Origin of the sequence: Sphingobium indicum BiD32 (genome assembly GCF_000382885.1) — a bacterium.
In the GTDB taxonomy this organism is placed as follows: Bacteria; Pseudomonadota; Alphaproteobacteria; order Sphingomonadales; family Sphingomonadaceae; genus Sphingobium; species Sphingobium japonicum_C.
Window position 1 is genome coordinate 1 of sequence record NZ_CAVK010000043.1, and the last position, 13100, is coordinate 13100.

Genomic DNA, 13100 nt, shown 5'->3' on the forward strand with positions numbered 1-13100 from the left:
GAGGTGGCGCGCTCAAGGCGCGACGGAGGGGGAAGGCGTCTGGACGCGAGGCTCGTTTCAGGCGGCTAGCCCCCTCCCCCGGCTGCGCCGGTCCCCCTCCCCGTTCCGGGGAGGAATGGCCGATCGAAAACCCTGATCGCCTTGCCCCCCAGCACCGCGTCACCCAATTCCGAAAACCCCAGCTTCGCCGCCACCTTGATCGACGCGCCGTTATCCGGTTCGATGATGCAGCGGATCGCCGCCACCTCCAGATGCGCGTCGGCCCAGGACAGCACGGCCGCCATCGCTTCGGTCGCAAGACCCCGGCCCCAGGCCTGCGGTCCCAATACCCAGCCCGCCTCTGGCACGCCGTCCAGTTCGGGCAAGCCACGCGCGGCGCTGAGCAATCCAGCCTCCCCCACCATGGCACCGGTTGCGCGGTCCTGCATCACCCACATGCCATAGCCCAGCAGCGACCACATGCCCGCATAGCGCAGCAGGCGGAACCACACCGCCTGCGCGTCCTGCGGCGATCCGCCGATATGGCGCACTACTGCCGCATCCCCCCACAAGGCACAGCAGGCGGGGTAATCCGCCACGCTGTGCGGGCGCAGGATCAGGCGATCAGTATGGAGCAGCGGCGCGGGCGTCATGGTGCGATAAAAGGGCGCGCCCAGCCACCCGTCAACCCGCGCACCACAGCCGATTGCTTATCCCGGTTCACAGAGGTTTAATTTCGCGCCATTAGGCGCTATGGGCGCGCCATGCATTTTCTCGACCAAGCAAAAATCTTCATCAAATCCGGCTGGGGCGGCCCCGGCGCGGTCAGTTTCCGGCGCGAAAAATATGAGGAATATGGCGGTCCCGACGGCGGCAACGGCGGCAAGGGCGGCGACATCATCTTTGAAGCGGTGCAGGGTCTCAATACCCTGATCGACTTCCGCTATACCCAGCATTTCAAGGCGCAGCGCGGCACGCCGGGCATGGGCAAGAATCGCTATGGCGCGGGCGGCAAGGATCTGATCATCAAGGTGCCGGTGGGCACGCAGATATTGTCCGATCCCAAGCCGATCGAGGGCAGCGAGGATGAGGACGGCATTCCCGATTATGAGGATCAGGACGTGCTGGCCGATTTCACCGAAGTGGGCCAGCGCGTCACCTTCCTGCGTGGCGGCGATGGCGGCCGGGGCAACATGTCCTACAAGACCAGCACCAACCGCGCCCCGCGCCAGCATGGCACGGGCTGGCCGGGCCAGGAAATGTGGGTCTGGCTGCGGCTGAAACTGCTGGCCGACGTTGGCCTGGTCGGGATGCCCAATGCGGGCAAATCGACGCTGATCAATCAGGTCACCAATACCAAGGCGAAGGTCGGTGCATACGCCTTTACCACCACCAAGCCGCAACTGGGCGTGGTGCTGCACAAGCAGCGCGAATTCGTGCTGGCCGACATTCCGGGCCTGATCGCGGGCGCGGCGGAGGGCGTGGGGATTGGCGACCGGTTCCTGGGCCATATCGAACGCTGTCGCGTGCTGCTCCACCTGATCGACGCGACCGGGGATGATCCGATCGAAGCGTTCCATATCGTGCAGGACGAACTGGCGACCTATGGTGAAGGGCTGGACGAAAAGCCGCAGATCGTGGCGCTCAACAAGGGCGACCTGCTCGGCCCGGAGCTGATGGAAGATATTGCCGATCAGCTGCGCGAGGAAGGCGTGGAAGATGTGTTCATCATCTCCGCCGGGACCGGCGAGGGCGTGGAAGCGCTGCTCGACGCGATCCTGCCGATCGTGGGACAAGCGCTGGACGACGCAAAGCCCCAAAGCGATGCGGACGACGAAGGCGAAAGTCCATGGTCGCCGCTTTGACCTTCATCCCCTCCCCTGAAGGAGAGGGGCTTTTTCGGATCCTTTCATGACCGCCCTCTCCGGCTTTCCCCCCGCCCTCATCCGCCGTCTGGTCATCAAGATCGGCTCTGCCCTGCTGGTCGATCCGGCGGGACAGGTGCGGGTGGACTGGTTGCGCACGCTGGTGGTCGATGTCGCGGCGCGTAAAGCGGCGGGGCAGCAGGTCATCATCGTGTCGTCGGGTGCGATCGCGCTGGGTGCGCGGCGGCTGAAACTGCCCAAGGGCGGACGCGGATCGCTGGAGGATGCGCAGGCGGCAGCGGCAACCGGGCAGATCGCCTTGTCGCAATGCTGGGCCAGCCTGCTCGATGAACAGGGCATCATCGCGGCGCAGATGCTGGTGACGCTCGATGATCTGGAAAATCGCCGCCGCTATCTCAATGCTTCCGCCACGCTCGAACGGCTGATGCAGCTCGACGTCGTGCCGGTGGTGAACGAGAATGACAGCGTCGCCACCGCCGAGATCCGCTTTGGCGACAATGATCGGCTGGCGGCGCGTATCGGACAGGCGGCACGGGCTGACGCAGTTGTCCTGCTGTCGGACGTGGACGGGCTTTACACCGCCAACCCGCACGTCGATGCGGACGCCATGCTGATCGAAACAATAGAGCGCATCGATGCGCGAATCGCCGCCATGGCCGACGGCGGCTCCGCGTCCGGCATGGGATCAGGGGGCATGACCTCCAAGATCGAGGCGGCAAAGATCGCCACCGGCGCGGGCGCACATCTGGCGATCATTTCGGGCAAGGTGGATGAGCCCTTGTCGCACTGGATGAGCGGCGGCAAGGGGTCGATATTCCTGGCCGCACCCGCCAAACGTGCGCGCAAGGGCTGGCTGGCCGGGCGGCTGACGGTGCGCGGGCGGATCATCGTGGATGCCGGTGCGGAACGGGCGCTGGGCAAGGGCAACAGCCTGCTGCCCGCCGGGGTCGCCAGCGTCGAGGGCGTGTTTGCGCGCGGCGATGTGGTCGATATCGTAACCCCCGATGGCCGGGTGATCGCGCGTGGCCTGTCCGAATATGACAGCGACGAAGCGGTGATGATCGCGGGCAAGCGCAGCGAGGATATCGCCACGCTGCTGGGCCACCTGCCCCGATCCGTGCTGGTCCATCGCGACCATATGGCGATGGTCTGACGCCATGGCATTGCGGATGGCTATGACCGGCGCGACGGGTTTCGTCGGCACGGAGACGTTGGAACAGGCGCTGGCGGCTGGGCACCATGTCACCGCGCTGACCCGCAAGGCGCAGCCGCCCCGCGCGCGGCTGAAATGGGTGCCGGGTTCGCTGGAGGATGGTGCGGGTCTCGATACGCTGGTGCGCGACGCCGATGTCGTGGTGCATGTCGCAGGCGTGGTGAACGCGCCCGATCGCGACGCTTTCGAGGCGGGCAATGCGCGCGGGACGATCGCGGTGATCGACGCCATGCGCAAGCGGGGCGTCCGGCGGCTGGTCCATGTGTCCTCGCTGGCCGCGCGCGAACCGGACCTGTCCGACTATGGCTGGTCCAAGGAATTGGCCGAACGCCATGTGAAAGCCAGCGGGCTGGACTGGACGATCGTGCGCCCGCCCGCCATTTACGGACCGAACGACCGTGACATCTTGGAACTGTTCCGCATGGCCAGGCGCGGCATCATGATGCTGCCGCCGGGCGGGCGGCTTTCGGTGATCGAGGTCAGCGATCTGGCGCGGCTGCTGCTGGTGCTGGCGGGGGAAACCGACATCAGCCTGACCCGCATCTATGAGGCGGACGACGGCACGATAGGCGGATGGGATCACAAGGATTTCGCCGCTGCGATCGGCCGCGCCATGGGCCGGACGGTGCGGACGCTGGCGACACCTGCCTGGTTGCTGGGCGTCGCGGCGCGCACCGACCGGATGATCCGGGGCAAAGGCGCGAAGCTGACACCCGACCGGGTCGATTATTTCTGCCACCCCGACTGGGTCGCCGCCACGGGCGCGCATGTGCCCAAACAATTATGGATGCCGCAGGTGCCGACCGAGGCGGGGTTGAAGGCGACGGCGGAGGCCTATCGGGCGAAGGGCTGGGTGTGACCTTAATTAGCCCCTCCCCTGAAGGGGAGGGGCTAAAGTCAGCTACTCCGCAGCCACCACCTTCTTCGCCCGCTGTTCCGCCAGAAATTCGCTGATTGCCTGTCCGCTGGCGTTGAGCAGGGGGAAGGTGCGCGCGTCAGACAGCCAGTCGGGGCGGCGCGCGCCGCTGCCATACATGGTGTCGTAAACCAGACTGAAGGCAAGGAAGATCAAAGTCGCGCCGATCAGCCCTTTGACCGCGCCAAAGCCGCCGCCCAGCACCCGGTCGACCGGACCCAGCACCGACTGGCGGGTGCGGCGACCGATAGCATGGGCGATCATCTTGCCCGCTGCAAAGGTCACGCCGAACACCAGCACCAGCGCCAGCACCGCAGCGCCGCTGGTCGTGCCGACAAAGGCGCTGAGCAATTCGGTGGCCGACGCATGAAACAGGCGGATGGCGAAGATCGCCAGCACCCAGGCCATGAGCGAGAGGGTTTCCAGCACGAAACCGCGCAGCAGGCCCAATATGGCGCAACCGCCAATGGCGAGCAGGACAAGAATATCGACGGCGTTCATCGCCAGCGTGGCTATCCCCTGCCCAGCATCTGGTCAACCAGTTGGGCAAGCGTGCGGAAGCCGTTGACCGCAATCCCCTTCACCCCGTCCGCTGCTGCGGCGGGGATGAAGGCGCGGTTGAAGCCCAGCTTGGCCGATTCGCGAAGCCGCAGCGGCGCATGGGCGACGGGCCGGATTTCGCTCGACAGCGCGATTTCGCCGAACAGCACGACATCGGCAGGGACCGGCTTTTCCGACAAAGCGGACACCAAAGCCGCTGCCACCGCGAGGTCCGCCGCCGGGTCCGACAGACGATAGCCGCCCGCGACGTTCAGATAGACTTCGCAGGTCGAGAAACTGAGGCCACAGCGCGATTCCAGCACCGCCAGCACCATTGCCAGCCGCCCGCTATCCCAGCCGACCACCGCCCGGCGCGGCGTCGCCCCGCTCGACAGGCGCACGACCAGCGCCTGAATTTCGACCAGCACCGGCCGCGTCCCTTCCAGCGCGGGGAACACGGTCGCGCCGGTCACGCTTTCGTCGCGATGGGTCAGGAATAAGGCGGAGGGGTTGGTCACTTCCTCCAGCCCCTCTGCCACCATCGCGAACACGCCAATCTCGTCGGTGCCGCCAAAACGGTTCTTGATCGCGCGCAGGATGCGATATTGATGGCTGCGCTCCCCCTCAAACGCCAGCACCGTATCGACCATATGTTCCAGCACCCGCGGCCCGGCGATGCTGCCATCCTTGGTCACATGGCCGACCAGCACCAGCGCGGTGTTGCGCTGCTTGGCGAAGCGGATCAGTTCCTGCGAAGACGCGCGCACCTGACTGACGGTGCCGGGCGCCCCTTCCATCAGGTCGCTGTGCATCGTCTGGATCGAATCGATGATGAGCAGGGCGGGCGGCTCCCCCTCCCCCAGCGTCGTCAATATGTCGCGCACCGATGTGGCGCTGGCCAGCATGACCGGGGCATTGCCCAGCCCCAGCCGTTGCGCCCGCAACCGCACCTGATCGGTCGCTTCCTCGCCGCTGATATAGACGACCGACAGCCCCCGCGCCGCGACCCGCGCCGCCGCCTGCAACAGCAATGTGGACTTGCCGATCCCCGGATCGCCACCGATCAGCGTCGCCGATCCCGCGACGATCCCGCCGCCCAGCGCCCGGTCGAACTCGGCAATGCCGGTGCTGGTGCGCGGGGGCAGCTCGATCTTGCTGTCGAGGCCACTGAGCGTGATCGCCCGTCCGCCAGCGTGCAAATCATGCCGCGCCGAAAAGGCCGTTTCCGGCGCTTCTTCGACGATGCTGTTCCACTCGCCGCAATCCTCGCACTGCCCCTGCCACCGTGCCGCGACGGTGCCGCATTGCTGACAGACGAATTTCCGCTTTGCCTTGGCCATGGCGGAGATATGCCGATCATGCGTGAACATTGCAAGAACATCCCGCGTGCCACTGGAAACATCCGTTCCGCTCAGGCATTGACGCTGCAATGAAAAAAATCCGCGTTGCCAGCTACAATATCCGCAAGGCCATCGGCACCGACAGGCGGCGGATGCCCGAACGGGTGCTGGAGGTATTGGGCGAGGTGGATGCCGACATCGTCGCGCTTCAGGAAGCGGACCGGCGCTTTGGTGTGCGATCCGCCGCCATCCCGCCGCTACTGATGGAGCGGCTGAGCGATTATAAGCCGGTGCCGCTCAATGTTCAGGTCGATTCGATGGGTTGGCATGGCAATGCGCTGCTGGTGCGCAAGGATGCGCAAGTCGGTTTGAGCGACGTGCTGCATCTGCCCTATCTGGAACCGCGCGGCGCTACCATGGCGGAAGTGACACTCAACGGCCTGTCGCTGCGCGTGTTCGGGATGCATCTGGACCTGTCGGGCCTGTGGCGGCGGCGGCAGGCGGCAGCGGTGATCCACGCGGCGGCCCAGGGCGAGGCGATGCCGACCGTGCTGATGGGCGACCTCAATGAATGGAGCGCCAATCGCGGTTGTCTGGCCGACTTTGCCCATCATTACAGCTTTGCACCGTGCGGGCGCAGTTTTCATGCGCGCCGCCCGGTCGCGCAACTCGACCGGATCATGCACTGCGCCCGCCTGACGCTGACCGACTGCGGCGTCCATGATAGTGCATCGTCGCGCAAGGCATCGGACCATCTGCCGATCTGGGCTGATTTCCGGACCTGACCGCCCCTCGACAAGCTGCCCGCGCTCTGCGACGTTCATCCCATGAAGGAGAGGGAACTCAGGCTCGGCCTCGTTTGCTATGGCGGCATCAGCCTGGCGATCTACATGCACGGCATCACCAAGGAGGTGTGGCGGTTGGCGCGCGCCAGCCGTGCCTTTCATGATGGCGTGCCGCCGACCACGGGCAGCGAGGCCATCTATCACAAGCTGCTGGCAGATATGGAAGCGGCGAGCGGCGTGCGACTGCGCGTGCTGCCCGACATTATCGCGGGTGCGAGCGCGGGCGGGATCAACGGCATCTTCCTGGCGCAGGCGATCGAGACCGGCCAGTCGCTCGAACCGCTGACCGACCTTTGGCTCGACAATGCCGATGTCGACAGCCTGCTCGATCCCGATGCCCGCCCCGCCCGTGCGCTCACCAAATTCTGGGCGACGCCCTTGGTGTGGATGGCGGCGCGGCGACCCGGCGACGCGGTGGAGCGCACCGTTGCGCCGGACACGCGCGAGGAGGTGCGGATGAAATTATCCCGCTTCATCCGTTCGCGCTGGTTCGAGCCGCCCTTTGGCGGGGAGATTTTCACCACCCTGATCCTCGACGCCTTCGACGCGATGGCCGCGAGCGAGCGCGGCCCCGTGCTGCTGCCCGATGGTCATCCGCTCGACCTGTTCGTCACCGTCACAGATTTTGAAGGCCATCCGCAAAGCCTGACCCTCAACAGCCCGCCGCAGGTGATAGAGACCGAACATCGCCTGTCGATAGGCTTTCGCGCGCGCGGCCGGGGGACGCGCAACTTTGCCGACACCGCCGAACTGGTGTTCGCCGCGCGCGCCACCGCCAGCTTCCCCGGCGCCTTCCCGCCCTTCACCGTGCGCGAACTGGACCGGGTGCTGAAGCGCCGCCATCGTGCCTGGCCGACGCGCGATGTTTTCCTCGCCCGCGCCCTGCCCCGCCACTGGGCGCGCGGCACGGCGGAGGATGCGGTGCTGATCGACGGATCGGTGCTGGCCAACGCCCCCTTCGCGCAGGCGATCGGCGCGCTGCGTAACCGCCCTTCGCGGCGGGAGGTCGACCGGCGATTCGTCTATATCGATCCAAAGCCCGGCCATCGCACCATTCAACTCAACCGCCATGGCGATCAGGTCGCGGTGCCAACGGGTGAGGAAGCGCCGCTGCCCGGCTTCTTCCGCACCATTTTCGGCGCGCTGAGCGACATTCCGCGCGAACAGCCGATCCGCGACAATCTGGAGGCGATCGACCGCCATTCCGCGCGCATCCGCCGGATCCGCCGCATATTGAACGCGCTGCGCCCCGGCATCGAGGCGGAAGTGGAAGGCGCGATCGGCCGGATGCTGTTTCTCGACCGGCCTACCCCTGCCCGCCTGTCCGCCTGGCGCGCCAAGGCGCAGCAGCGCGCGGCCAGCTCCGCGGGGTTCGCCTTCCCGGCCTATGGCCATCTGAAACTGTCGGGGATCGTCGAATCGCTCGCGACCCTGTTGTTCCGCCTGTCGGGGGAGGACAGCCGGATGATGCGCGAAGCCTGCCGCGCTGCGATCTGGGCGCAGATCCGCAAGGATGGTGCGGATCAACTGGACGAAAGCGGCGGATCAGGCTCTGCGCCGGTCATCTTCTTCCGCACCCATGACCTGGCCTTCCGCATCCGCCGGCTGCGCTTTCTGGCGCGGCATCTGGCCGATACGCTGGAAAGCGACGGCGCGGCGGAGGATGCGGGCGTGCTGGCGATGCACGACGCCATCTATCGCGCACTGGCGCTCTATGCCGAATGCGAGGACAGCGATTTTCATGGGGCTGCCGTGCTGGCTGCCGCGCGCGACGTGCCGGGCAATGCCGCCGCCGCGCTGGAGGCGATTGCGCAGGACCGTGACCTGCGGGCGCGGGACGATGGCGCGGACCTGATCCTGGCCGATGCCTTTGCGGCGCTCCCCAAGGCGGGCCGCCGATCCATGCTGCTCGCCTATCTCGGCTTCCCCTTCTACGATATCGCCACCCTACCGTTGCTTCAGGGTGACACTATGGACGAATATGATCCGGTCAAAGTGGATCGGATTTCGCCCGAAGATTGCTCCGCCATCCGCCCCGGCGGCGCGGCTGCCACGCTCAAAGGCATTGAATTCAACAATTTCGGGGCTTTCTTTAGCAGGGTCTATCGGGAAAATGACTATCTGTGGGGCCGCCTGCATGGGGTCGAGCGGCTGCTGGACATCGTAATTTCGGCCATGCCCGCCGCAAGCCGCCTTTCCCCCGACGCGCTGCGCGACTATAGGCGGGCGGCTTTTCTGGCGATCCTGGACGAAGAAGAGTCGCGGCTGCCCCATGTCGCGGAGCTGATCGCCAGCTTGCGGGAGGAAATCGGGTGAGCAGGCGGTTAAGGCTGGTTCCGATAGGCATGATGCTGGCGCTCGTCGCCGGCTGCGGTGACTCGTCGCCGGAGGTTGCGCAGGCTGACCCCAGCCCGGCGGCCCAGCCCGTCGCCATCGCGCCCGCACCTGCGCCCGTCGCTCCGCAACCGCTGCCCCAACCAGTCGTCAGCCCGCCGCCCAAGGCCGGGCCGATCGTCACTGTCCGCGCCCAGCCCGCACCCTATTTCCCGCTGGACCTGCCCCCGTCGGACGTCGCCGCGACCGCCGCGCCCTTCCCGCGCGAAGTGACCCAGTTCATGGTCGCGCGCGATGGCTGCGACCATTTCCGGGGCGAGGAACCCTATGATGCGGAACGGCGCGCCTATATCGCGGAAAATGTCGCCGAACTGTGCCACGGTTCCGACGCGACGCTAGCGATGCTCCGCCGCCGCTACGCCAGCGACCCATCCGTGACCGCTGCGCTGCATAGCTATGAGGACCGGATCGAGGAGTAGGCGCCAAGGTTCCTCTCCCATCGGGCAGGGGAATTGCATATGACTTTCCGTCATCTCTTCAACGTCATCCTAAAACGAGTTCAGCATGACGATGTGCGTTTCATATGCGATTGCCCTGCCGTCATAGGGGGCCATTACAGCAAAGCCTCTACTTCCTGCGCCAGATCAATGTCCCGCTGCGACAGGCCGCCTGCGTCATGCGTGGTCAGAAGCATGTCGAGCCGGTTATAGACATTGCTCCATTCGGGATGATGGTCCGCCTTCTCCGCCACTATCGCCACCCGCGTCATGAAGCCGAATGCCGCGACAAAATCGGGAAAGGTGAAGCGGCGCGATATGCCGTCCGGCTCCGCCACCACCGTCCACTCAGGCAGATTGGCGAGCGCCAGCGCGCGAGCCTCTTCGCTCAGCTTCTCGATCATGTCCCTATCCTCTGAAAATAGTTTCGCCTATGTGGCAGCCATGTCGCACAACGGTCAACCGCCCCGCTTCGCTCCCACCGCGCAGGATATCGAGGTGCTGGCGCTCGAAGCGCTGGCTCGCCTGCCCGCCCCCTTTACCGACCATCTGCACAATGTCGTCCTGTTCGTGGAGGAATTTGCCGACGCAGCTGTCCTGAAAGAGATGGAGATTGATGACCCGTTCGGCCTGACCGGCCTTTATACCGGCCGCCCCGTCGGGCAGGAGGCGCAGACCGGCGACGCACCGCCCACCGTCCATCTGTTCCGCCGTCCGTTGCTCGACGAATGGGTCGAAACCGGGGTACCGCTGGACGCGCTGATCACCCATGTCGTCGTCCATGAAATCGGCCATCATTTCGGCCTGTCCGACCTCGACATGCATGTGCTGGAGGATATGGTCGCGCCATGAGCGGGGTTGCTAGCGGAGCTGGGCTGCATCTGTCCGATGTCGCCTGCCTGCGCGGCGGACGGATGCTGTTCCGCGGGGTCAGCCTGACGCTCGACGCAGGGGGCAGCGCGTTGCTGACCGGACCCAATGGCGTCGGCAAGTCCAGCCTGTTGCGGCTGTGCGCCGGGTTGCTCCCCGCTTTTGCCGGCACGGTGGAACGTCACGGCGCGGTCGCGCTGGCCGATGAACGGCTGGCACTGGACAGTGAATTGCCGCTCGCCCGCGCGCTCGATTTCTGGGCGCGGCTGGACCGCAGCGCGGATGGCGCAGTCGCTGCGGCGCTCGACGCAATGGCGCTTGCCCCGCTGGCCGATGTGCCGGTACGAATGCTCTCGACCGGGCAGCGCAAGCGGGCGATGCTGGCGCGGGTGATCGCCAGCGGCGCGCCGATCTGGTTGCTGGACGAGCCGGGCAATGGGCTAGACACCGCCTCGCTCGCGCTGTTGGGCGCGGCGGTGGCGGCGCATCTGGCGAGCGGCGGCATCGTCGTCACCGCCTCGCACCAGCCACTGCCATTGGGCGCGCCGGTCGTGCTGTCGCTGACCGATCACCTCCCCGACCCGGCGGAGTGGGACGCATGAGGACGCTCTGGCTGCTCGCATCGCGCGATCTGGGCGCGGCCTGGCGGTCGTCGGGCTTGTGGCTGCCGGTCGCCTTCCTGCTGCTGGTCGCCAGCCTCTATCCCTTCGCGGTCGGGCCGGACCTCACCCTGCTCCGCCGCACCGGTGGGGGCATGTTGTGGATCGCCGCGCTGCTCGCCAGCCTGCTCCCCGTCGACCGGCTGATCGCGCCGGATCGCGACGCAGGCGTGCTGGACCAGATGGCGCTGCGCGGCATTGGTGACGAGATGGTCGTGCTGGCGCGACTGATCGCCCACTGGCTGGGCTTTGGCCCGCCGCTGATGATCGCCACTTTGCCAGCCGCCGCCCTGCTCAAGCTGGATGGCGACACGATTCTGATGCTGGAGGCGGGTCTCTTGGTCGGCACGCCTGCGCTGGCGGCGCTCGGCCTGCTGGTCGCGACGCTGACGGCGGGGCTGCGGTCGAGCGGCGCGCTGGCGGGGCTGCTGGCCTTGCCGCTGGCCGTGCCATTGCTGATCTTTGGCGCGGGTACGCTGGGCGATGGCAGCGGCGCGGCGCTCAAATTCCTGGCCGCCGCCTCGCTCCTGCTGGTGGCGATCACACCTTTTGCCGGTGGCGCGGCAATACGGGCGGGGCGGGAGTAAGCGTCACAAACTCCGTTCGCCCTGAGCCTGTCGAAGGGCCGTTTTTCTTGAAATAACGAACAGTTAGAAAGGAAGTGCAGGGCTTCGACAGGCTCAGCCCGAACGGGTAAAGAGATTTGCTCCAGAGGCCAGCACATCCCTATCCCTTCCGCCACTCGACATCGCGCTGCGCCTGCGCCAAAGCCGCCGCCATGCTTGCTTTTGCCGCCTCCGCCCTGTTCGTCCTGATCTGGTCCACCGGCTTCATCGTGGCCCGCGCGGTGGTCCCGCATGGCGCGCCTGAACTGGTATTGGCGATCCGCATGACGCTGGTGGCGCTGCTGCTGTGCGGCGCGGCGCTTTATGCGCGGCAGAGTTTCCCGCACGGACGCAGGCTTGCGCTTCATCTGGCCGCAGGGGCGATGCTGCACGGCGTCTATCTGACGGTCAGCTGGTGGGCGGTCAGCCGGGGAATGCCCGCCGGGGTCATGGCGCTGCTGGGGTCGCTCCAGCCGCTGATGGTCGCGGTCGCCAGCGTCGCCTTGCTGGGCGACCGGCTGCCGCGCCGCACCTGGGTCGGGCTGGCCATCGCGATCATGGGCGTCACCTGCGTCCTGCTGCCCGCCATTGCACGCACCGGCACCGGCTCCATCACCGTCGTGCTGGCCATAGCGGGCATCGTCGCGATCATCGCCATGACCGGCGGCACGCTGATCCAGCGCGGGGCCATTGCGGGCGATCCGATTCTCGTCTCAGGCGGGGTCCAGAATATCGGCGGCGCACTGGTTGCCATCGCCGCGACGCTGATCGTAGGCGAATGGCGCTGGGACAATGATCCTTTGTTGTGGGCGGCACTGGGCTGGTCCGTCCTTGGCCTGTCAGCGGCGGGCCTCAGCCTGCTGGTCTGGCTGGTGCGGCATCAGGGACCGACCGCCATGTCGATGCTGCTGCTGCTCGTGCCGCCGCTGGCCGCGATCGAGGCCTGGCTGCTCTTTGGCGAACGGCTCGGCCCGGTGCAGCTCATCGGCTTCGCGCTGGCACTTGGCGGGGTGCTGCTCGGTCGATCGGCGCCTGCCAGACAAGCCGATCTGACCGAACCGGCCTGATCAGCCTTCGCGCAGCCTTTCATGGTGGCGGATCACCTCGTCGATGATGAAGCGCAGGAATTTTTCGGTGAAATCCGGGTCCAGATTGGCGTCCAGCGCCAGCTGACGCAGCCGGGCGACCTGCCGCTCTTCGCGCCCCGGATCGGCCGGGGGCAGTGCATGGGTCGCCTTATATTCGCCGACCGCCTGCGTCACCTTGAACCGTTCGGCCAGCATGAACACCAGCGCCGCGTCGATATTGTCGATGCTCTCGCGATAGCGCTGCAATGTGTCGCTCACGTCCGTCCTCCGGTCAATTGGGCGTCCTCCGCTCAGTCGGCGCGCTTTTTGCGCCATATGGCCTTTCAGG

Annotated in this window: 15 protein-coding genes; 10 read left to right on the forward strand and 5 right to left on the reverse strand. The window is 66.4% G+C overall.

Features of this window, described 5'->3' with window-relative positions; all coding sequences use genetic code 11:
- Positions 1–65: 65 nt before the first annotated feature.
- A complete protein-coding gene (locus EBBID32_RS04455) occupies positions 66–632 on the reverse strand; it encodes a GNAT family N-acetyltransferase (RefSeq protein WP_006951419.1) in 567 nt (188 codons plus the stop codon).
- Positions 633–743: 111 nt separating this feature from the next.
- Here EBBID32_RS04455 and obgE point away from each other — a divergent pair, with 111 nt between their 5' ends.
- Genes obgE through EBBID32_RS04470 form a run of 3 tightly spaced genes read left to right on the forward strand, consistent with a single transcriptional unit; the run spans position 744 to position 3937 of the window.
- Positions 744–1844 carry a GTPase ObgE gene (obgE, locus tag EBBID32_RS04460; protein ID WP_006951421.1) on the forward strand — a complete coding sequence of 367 codons (1101 nt, stop codon included), beginning with the start codon at positions 744–746 and terminating at the stop codon, positions 1842–1844.
- Between the two features lie 46 nt (positions 1845–1890).
- A complete protein-coding gene (gene proB, locus EBBID32_RS04465; RefSeq protein WP_006951429.1) occupies positions 1891–3018 on the forward strand; it encodes a glutamate 5-kinase in 1128 nt (375 codons plus the stop codon).
- 22 nt (positions 3019–3040) lie between these two features.
- Complete coding sequence (locus EBBID32_RS04470) at positions 3041–3937, forward strand: NAD-dependent epimerase/dehydratase family protein (RefSeq protein ID WP_006951431.1); 897 nt, start codon at positions 3041–3043, stop codon at positions 3935–3937.
- Positions 3938–3979: 42 nt separating this feature from the next.
- Here EBBID32_RS04470 and EBBID32_RS04475 read toward each other — a convergent pair whose 3' ends face one another.
- Positions 3980–4495 (reverse strand): CvpA family protein, encoded by a 516-nt coding sequence (locus EBBID32_RS04475; protein WP_006951432.1) that lies wholly within the window; start codon positions 4493–4495, stop codon positions 3980–3982.
- Positions 4496–4506: 11 nt separating this feature from the next.
- Entirely contained in the window at positions 4507–5874 is a 1368-nt protein-coding gene (gene radA / locus EBBID32_RS04480) for a DNA repair protein RadA (RefSeq protein ID WP_037488751.1), read from the reverse strand.
- An 89-nt stretch (positions 5875–5963) separates the two neighbouring features.
- On the opposite strand from radA, the gene EBBID32_RS04485 reads away from it, so the two are divergent.
- Genes EBBID32_RS04485 through EBBID32_RS04495 form a run of 3 tightly spaced genes read left to right on the forward strand, consistent with a single transcriptional unit; the run spans position 5964 to position 9532 of the window.
- Entirely contained in the window at positions 5964–6659 is a 696-nt protein-coding gene (locus EBBID32_RS04485; RefSeq protein ID WP_006951439.1) for an endonuclease/exonuclease/phosphatase family protein, read from the forward strand.
- Positions 6660–6701: 42 nt separating this feature from the next.
- Positions 6702–9035: a patatin-like protein gene (locus tag EBBID32_RS04490; protein ID WP_006951440.1), complete on the forward strand. Its 2334-nt coding sequence runs from the start codon at positions 6702–6704 to the stop codon at positions 9033–9035.
- 29 nt (positions 9036–9064) lie between these two features.
- Positions 9065–9532 carry a hypothetical protein gene (locus EBBID32_RS04495; RefSeq protein WP_006951452.1) on the forward strand — a complete coding sequence of 156 codons (468 nt, stop codon included), beginning with the start codon at positions 9065–9067 and terminating at the stop codon, positions 9530–9532.
- 134 nt (positions 9533–9666) lie between these two features.
- On the opposite strand, the gene EBBID32_RS04500 is transcribed toward EBBID32_RS04495, so the two are convergent.
- A complete protein-coding gene (locus tag EBBID32_RS04500; RefSeq protein WP_006951454.1) occupies positions 9667–9954 on the reverse strand; it encodes a 4a-hydroxytetrahydrobiopterin dehydratase in 288 nt (95 codons plus the stop codon).
- On the opposite strand from EBBID32_RS04500, the gene EBBID32_RS04505 reads away from it, so the two are divergent.
- The 4 genes from EBBID32_RS04505 (at position 9953) to EBBID32_RS04520 (ending at position 12751) form a co-directional block, all read left to right on the forward strand.
- Entirely contained in the window at positions 9953–10402 is a 450-nt protein-coding gene (locus EBBID32_RS04505; protein WP_006951456.1) for a metallopeptidase family protein, read from the forward strand. The genes EBBID32_RS04500 and EBBID32_RS04505 overlap by 2 nt on opposite strands.
- Positions 10399–11022, forward strand: coding sequence for a heme ABC exporter ATP-binding protein CcmA (gene ccmA, locus EBBID32_RS04510; protein ID WP_006951459.1), 624 nt, complete (start codon positions 10399–10401; stop codon positions 11020–11022). The genes EBBID32_RS04505 and ccmA overlap by 4 nt, the downstream gene beginning before the upstream one ends.
- Positions 11019–11666, forward strand: a complete 648-nt coding sequence (locus EBBID32_RS04515) for a heme exporter protein CcmB (protein ID WP_006951460.1) — start codon at positions 11019–11021, stop codon at positions 11664–11666. Before ccmA ends, EBBID32_RS04515 begins: the two co-directional genes overlap by 4 nt.
- A 191-nt stretch (positions 11667–11857) precedes the next feature.
- On the forward strand, positions 11858–12751 hold the full coding sequence (locus EBBID32_RS04520; protein ID WP_037488736.1) for a DMT family transporter: 894 nt from the start codon (positions 11858–11860) through the stop codon (positions 12749–12751).
- On the opposite strand, the gene EBBID32_RS04525 is transcribed toward EBBID32_RS04520, so the two are convergent.
- The gene (locus EBBID32_RS04525) at positions 12752–13030 is read right to left on the reverse strand and encodes a chorismate mutase (protein WP_006951464.1); all 279 of its coding nucleotides are present in this window, start codon (positions 13028–13030) and stop codon (positions 12752–12754) included.
- Positions 13031–13100 lie beyond the last annotated feature (70 nt).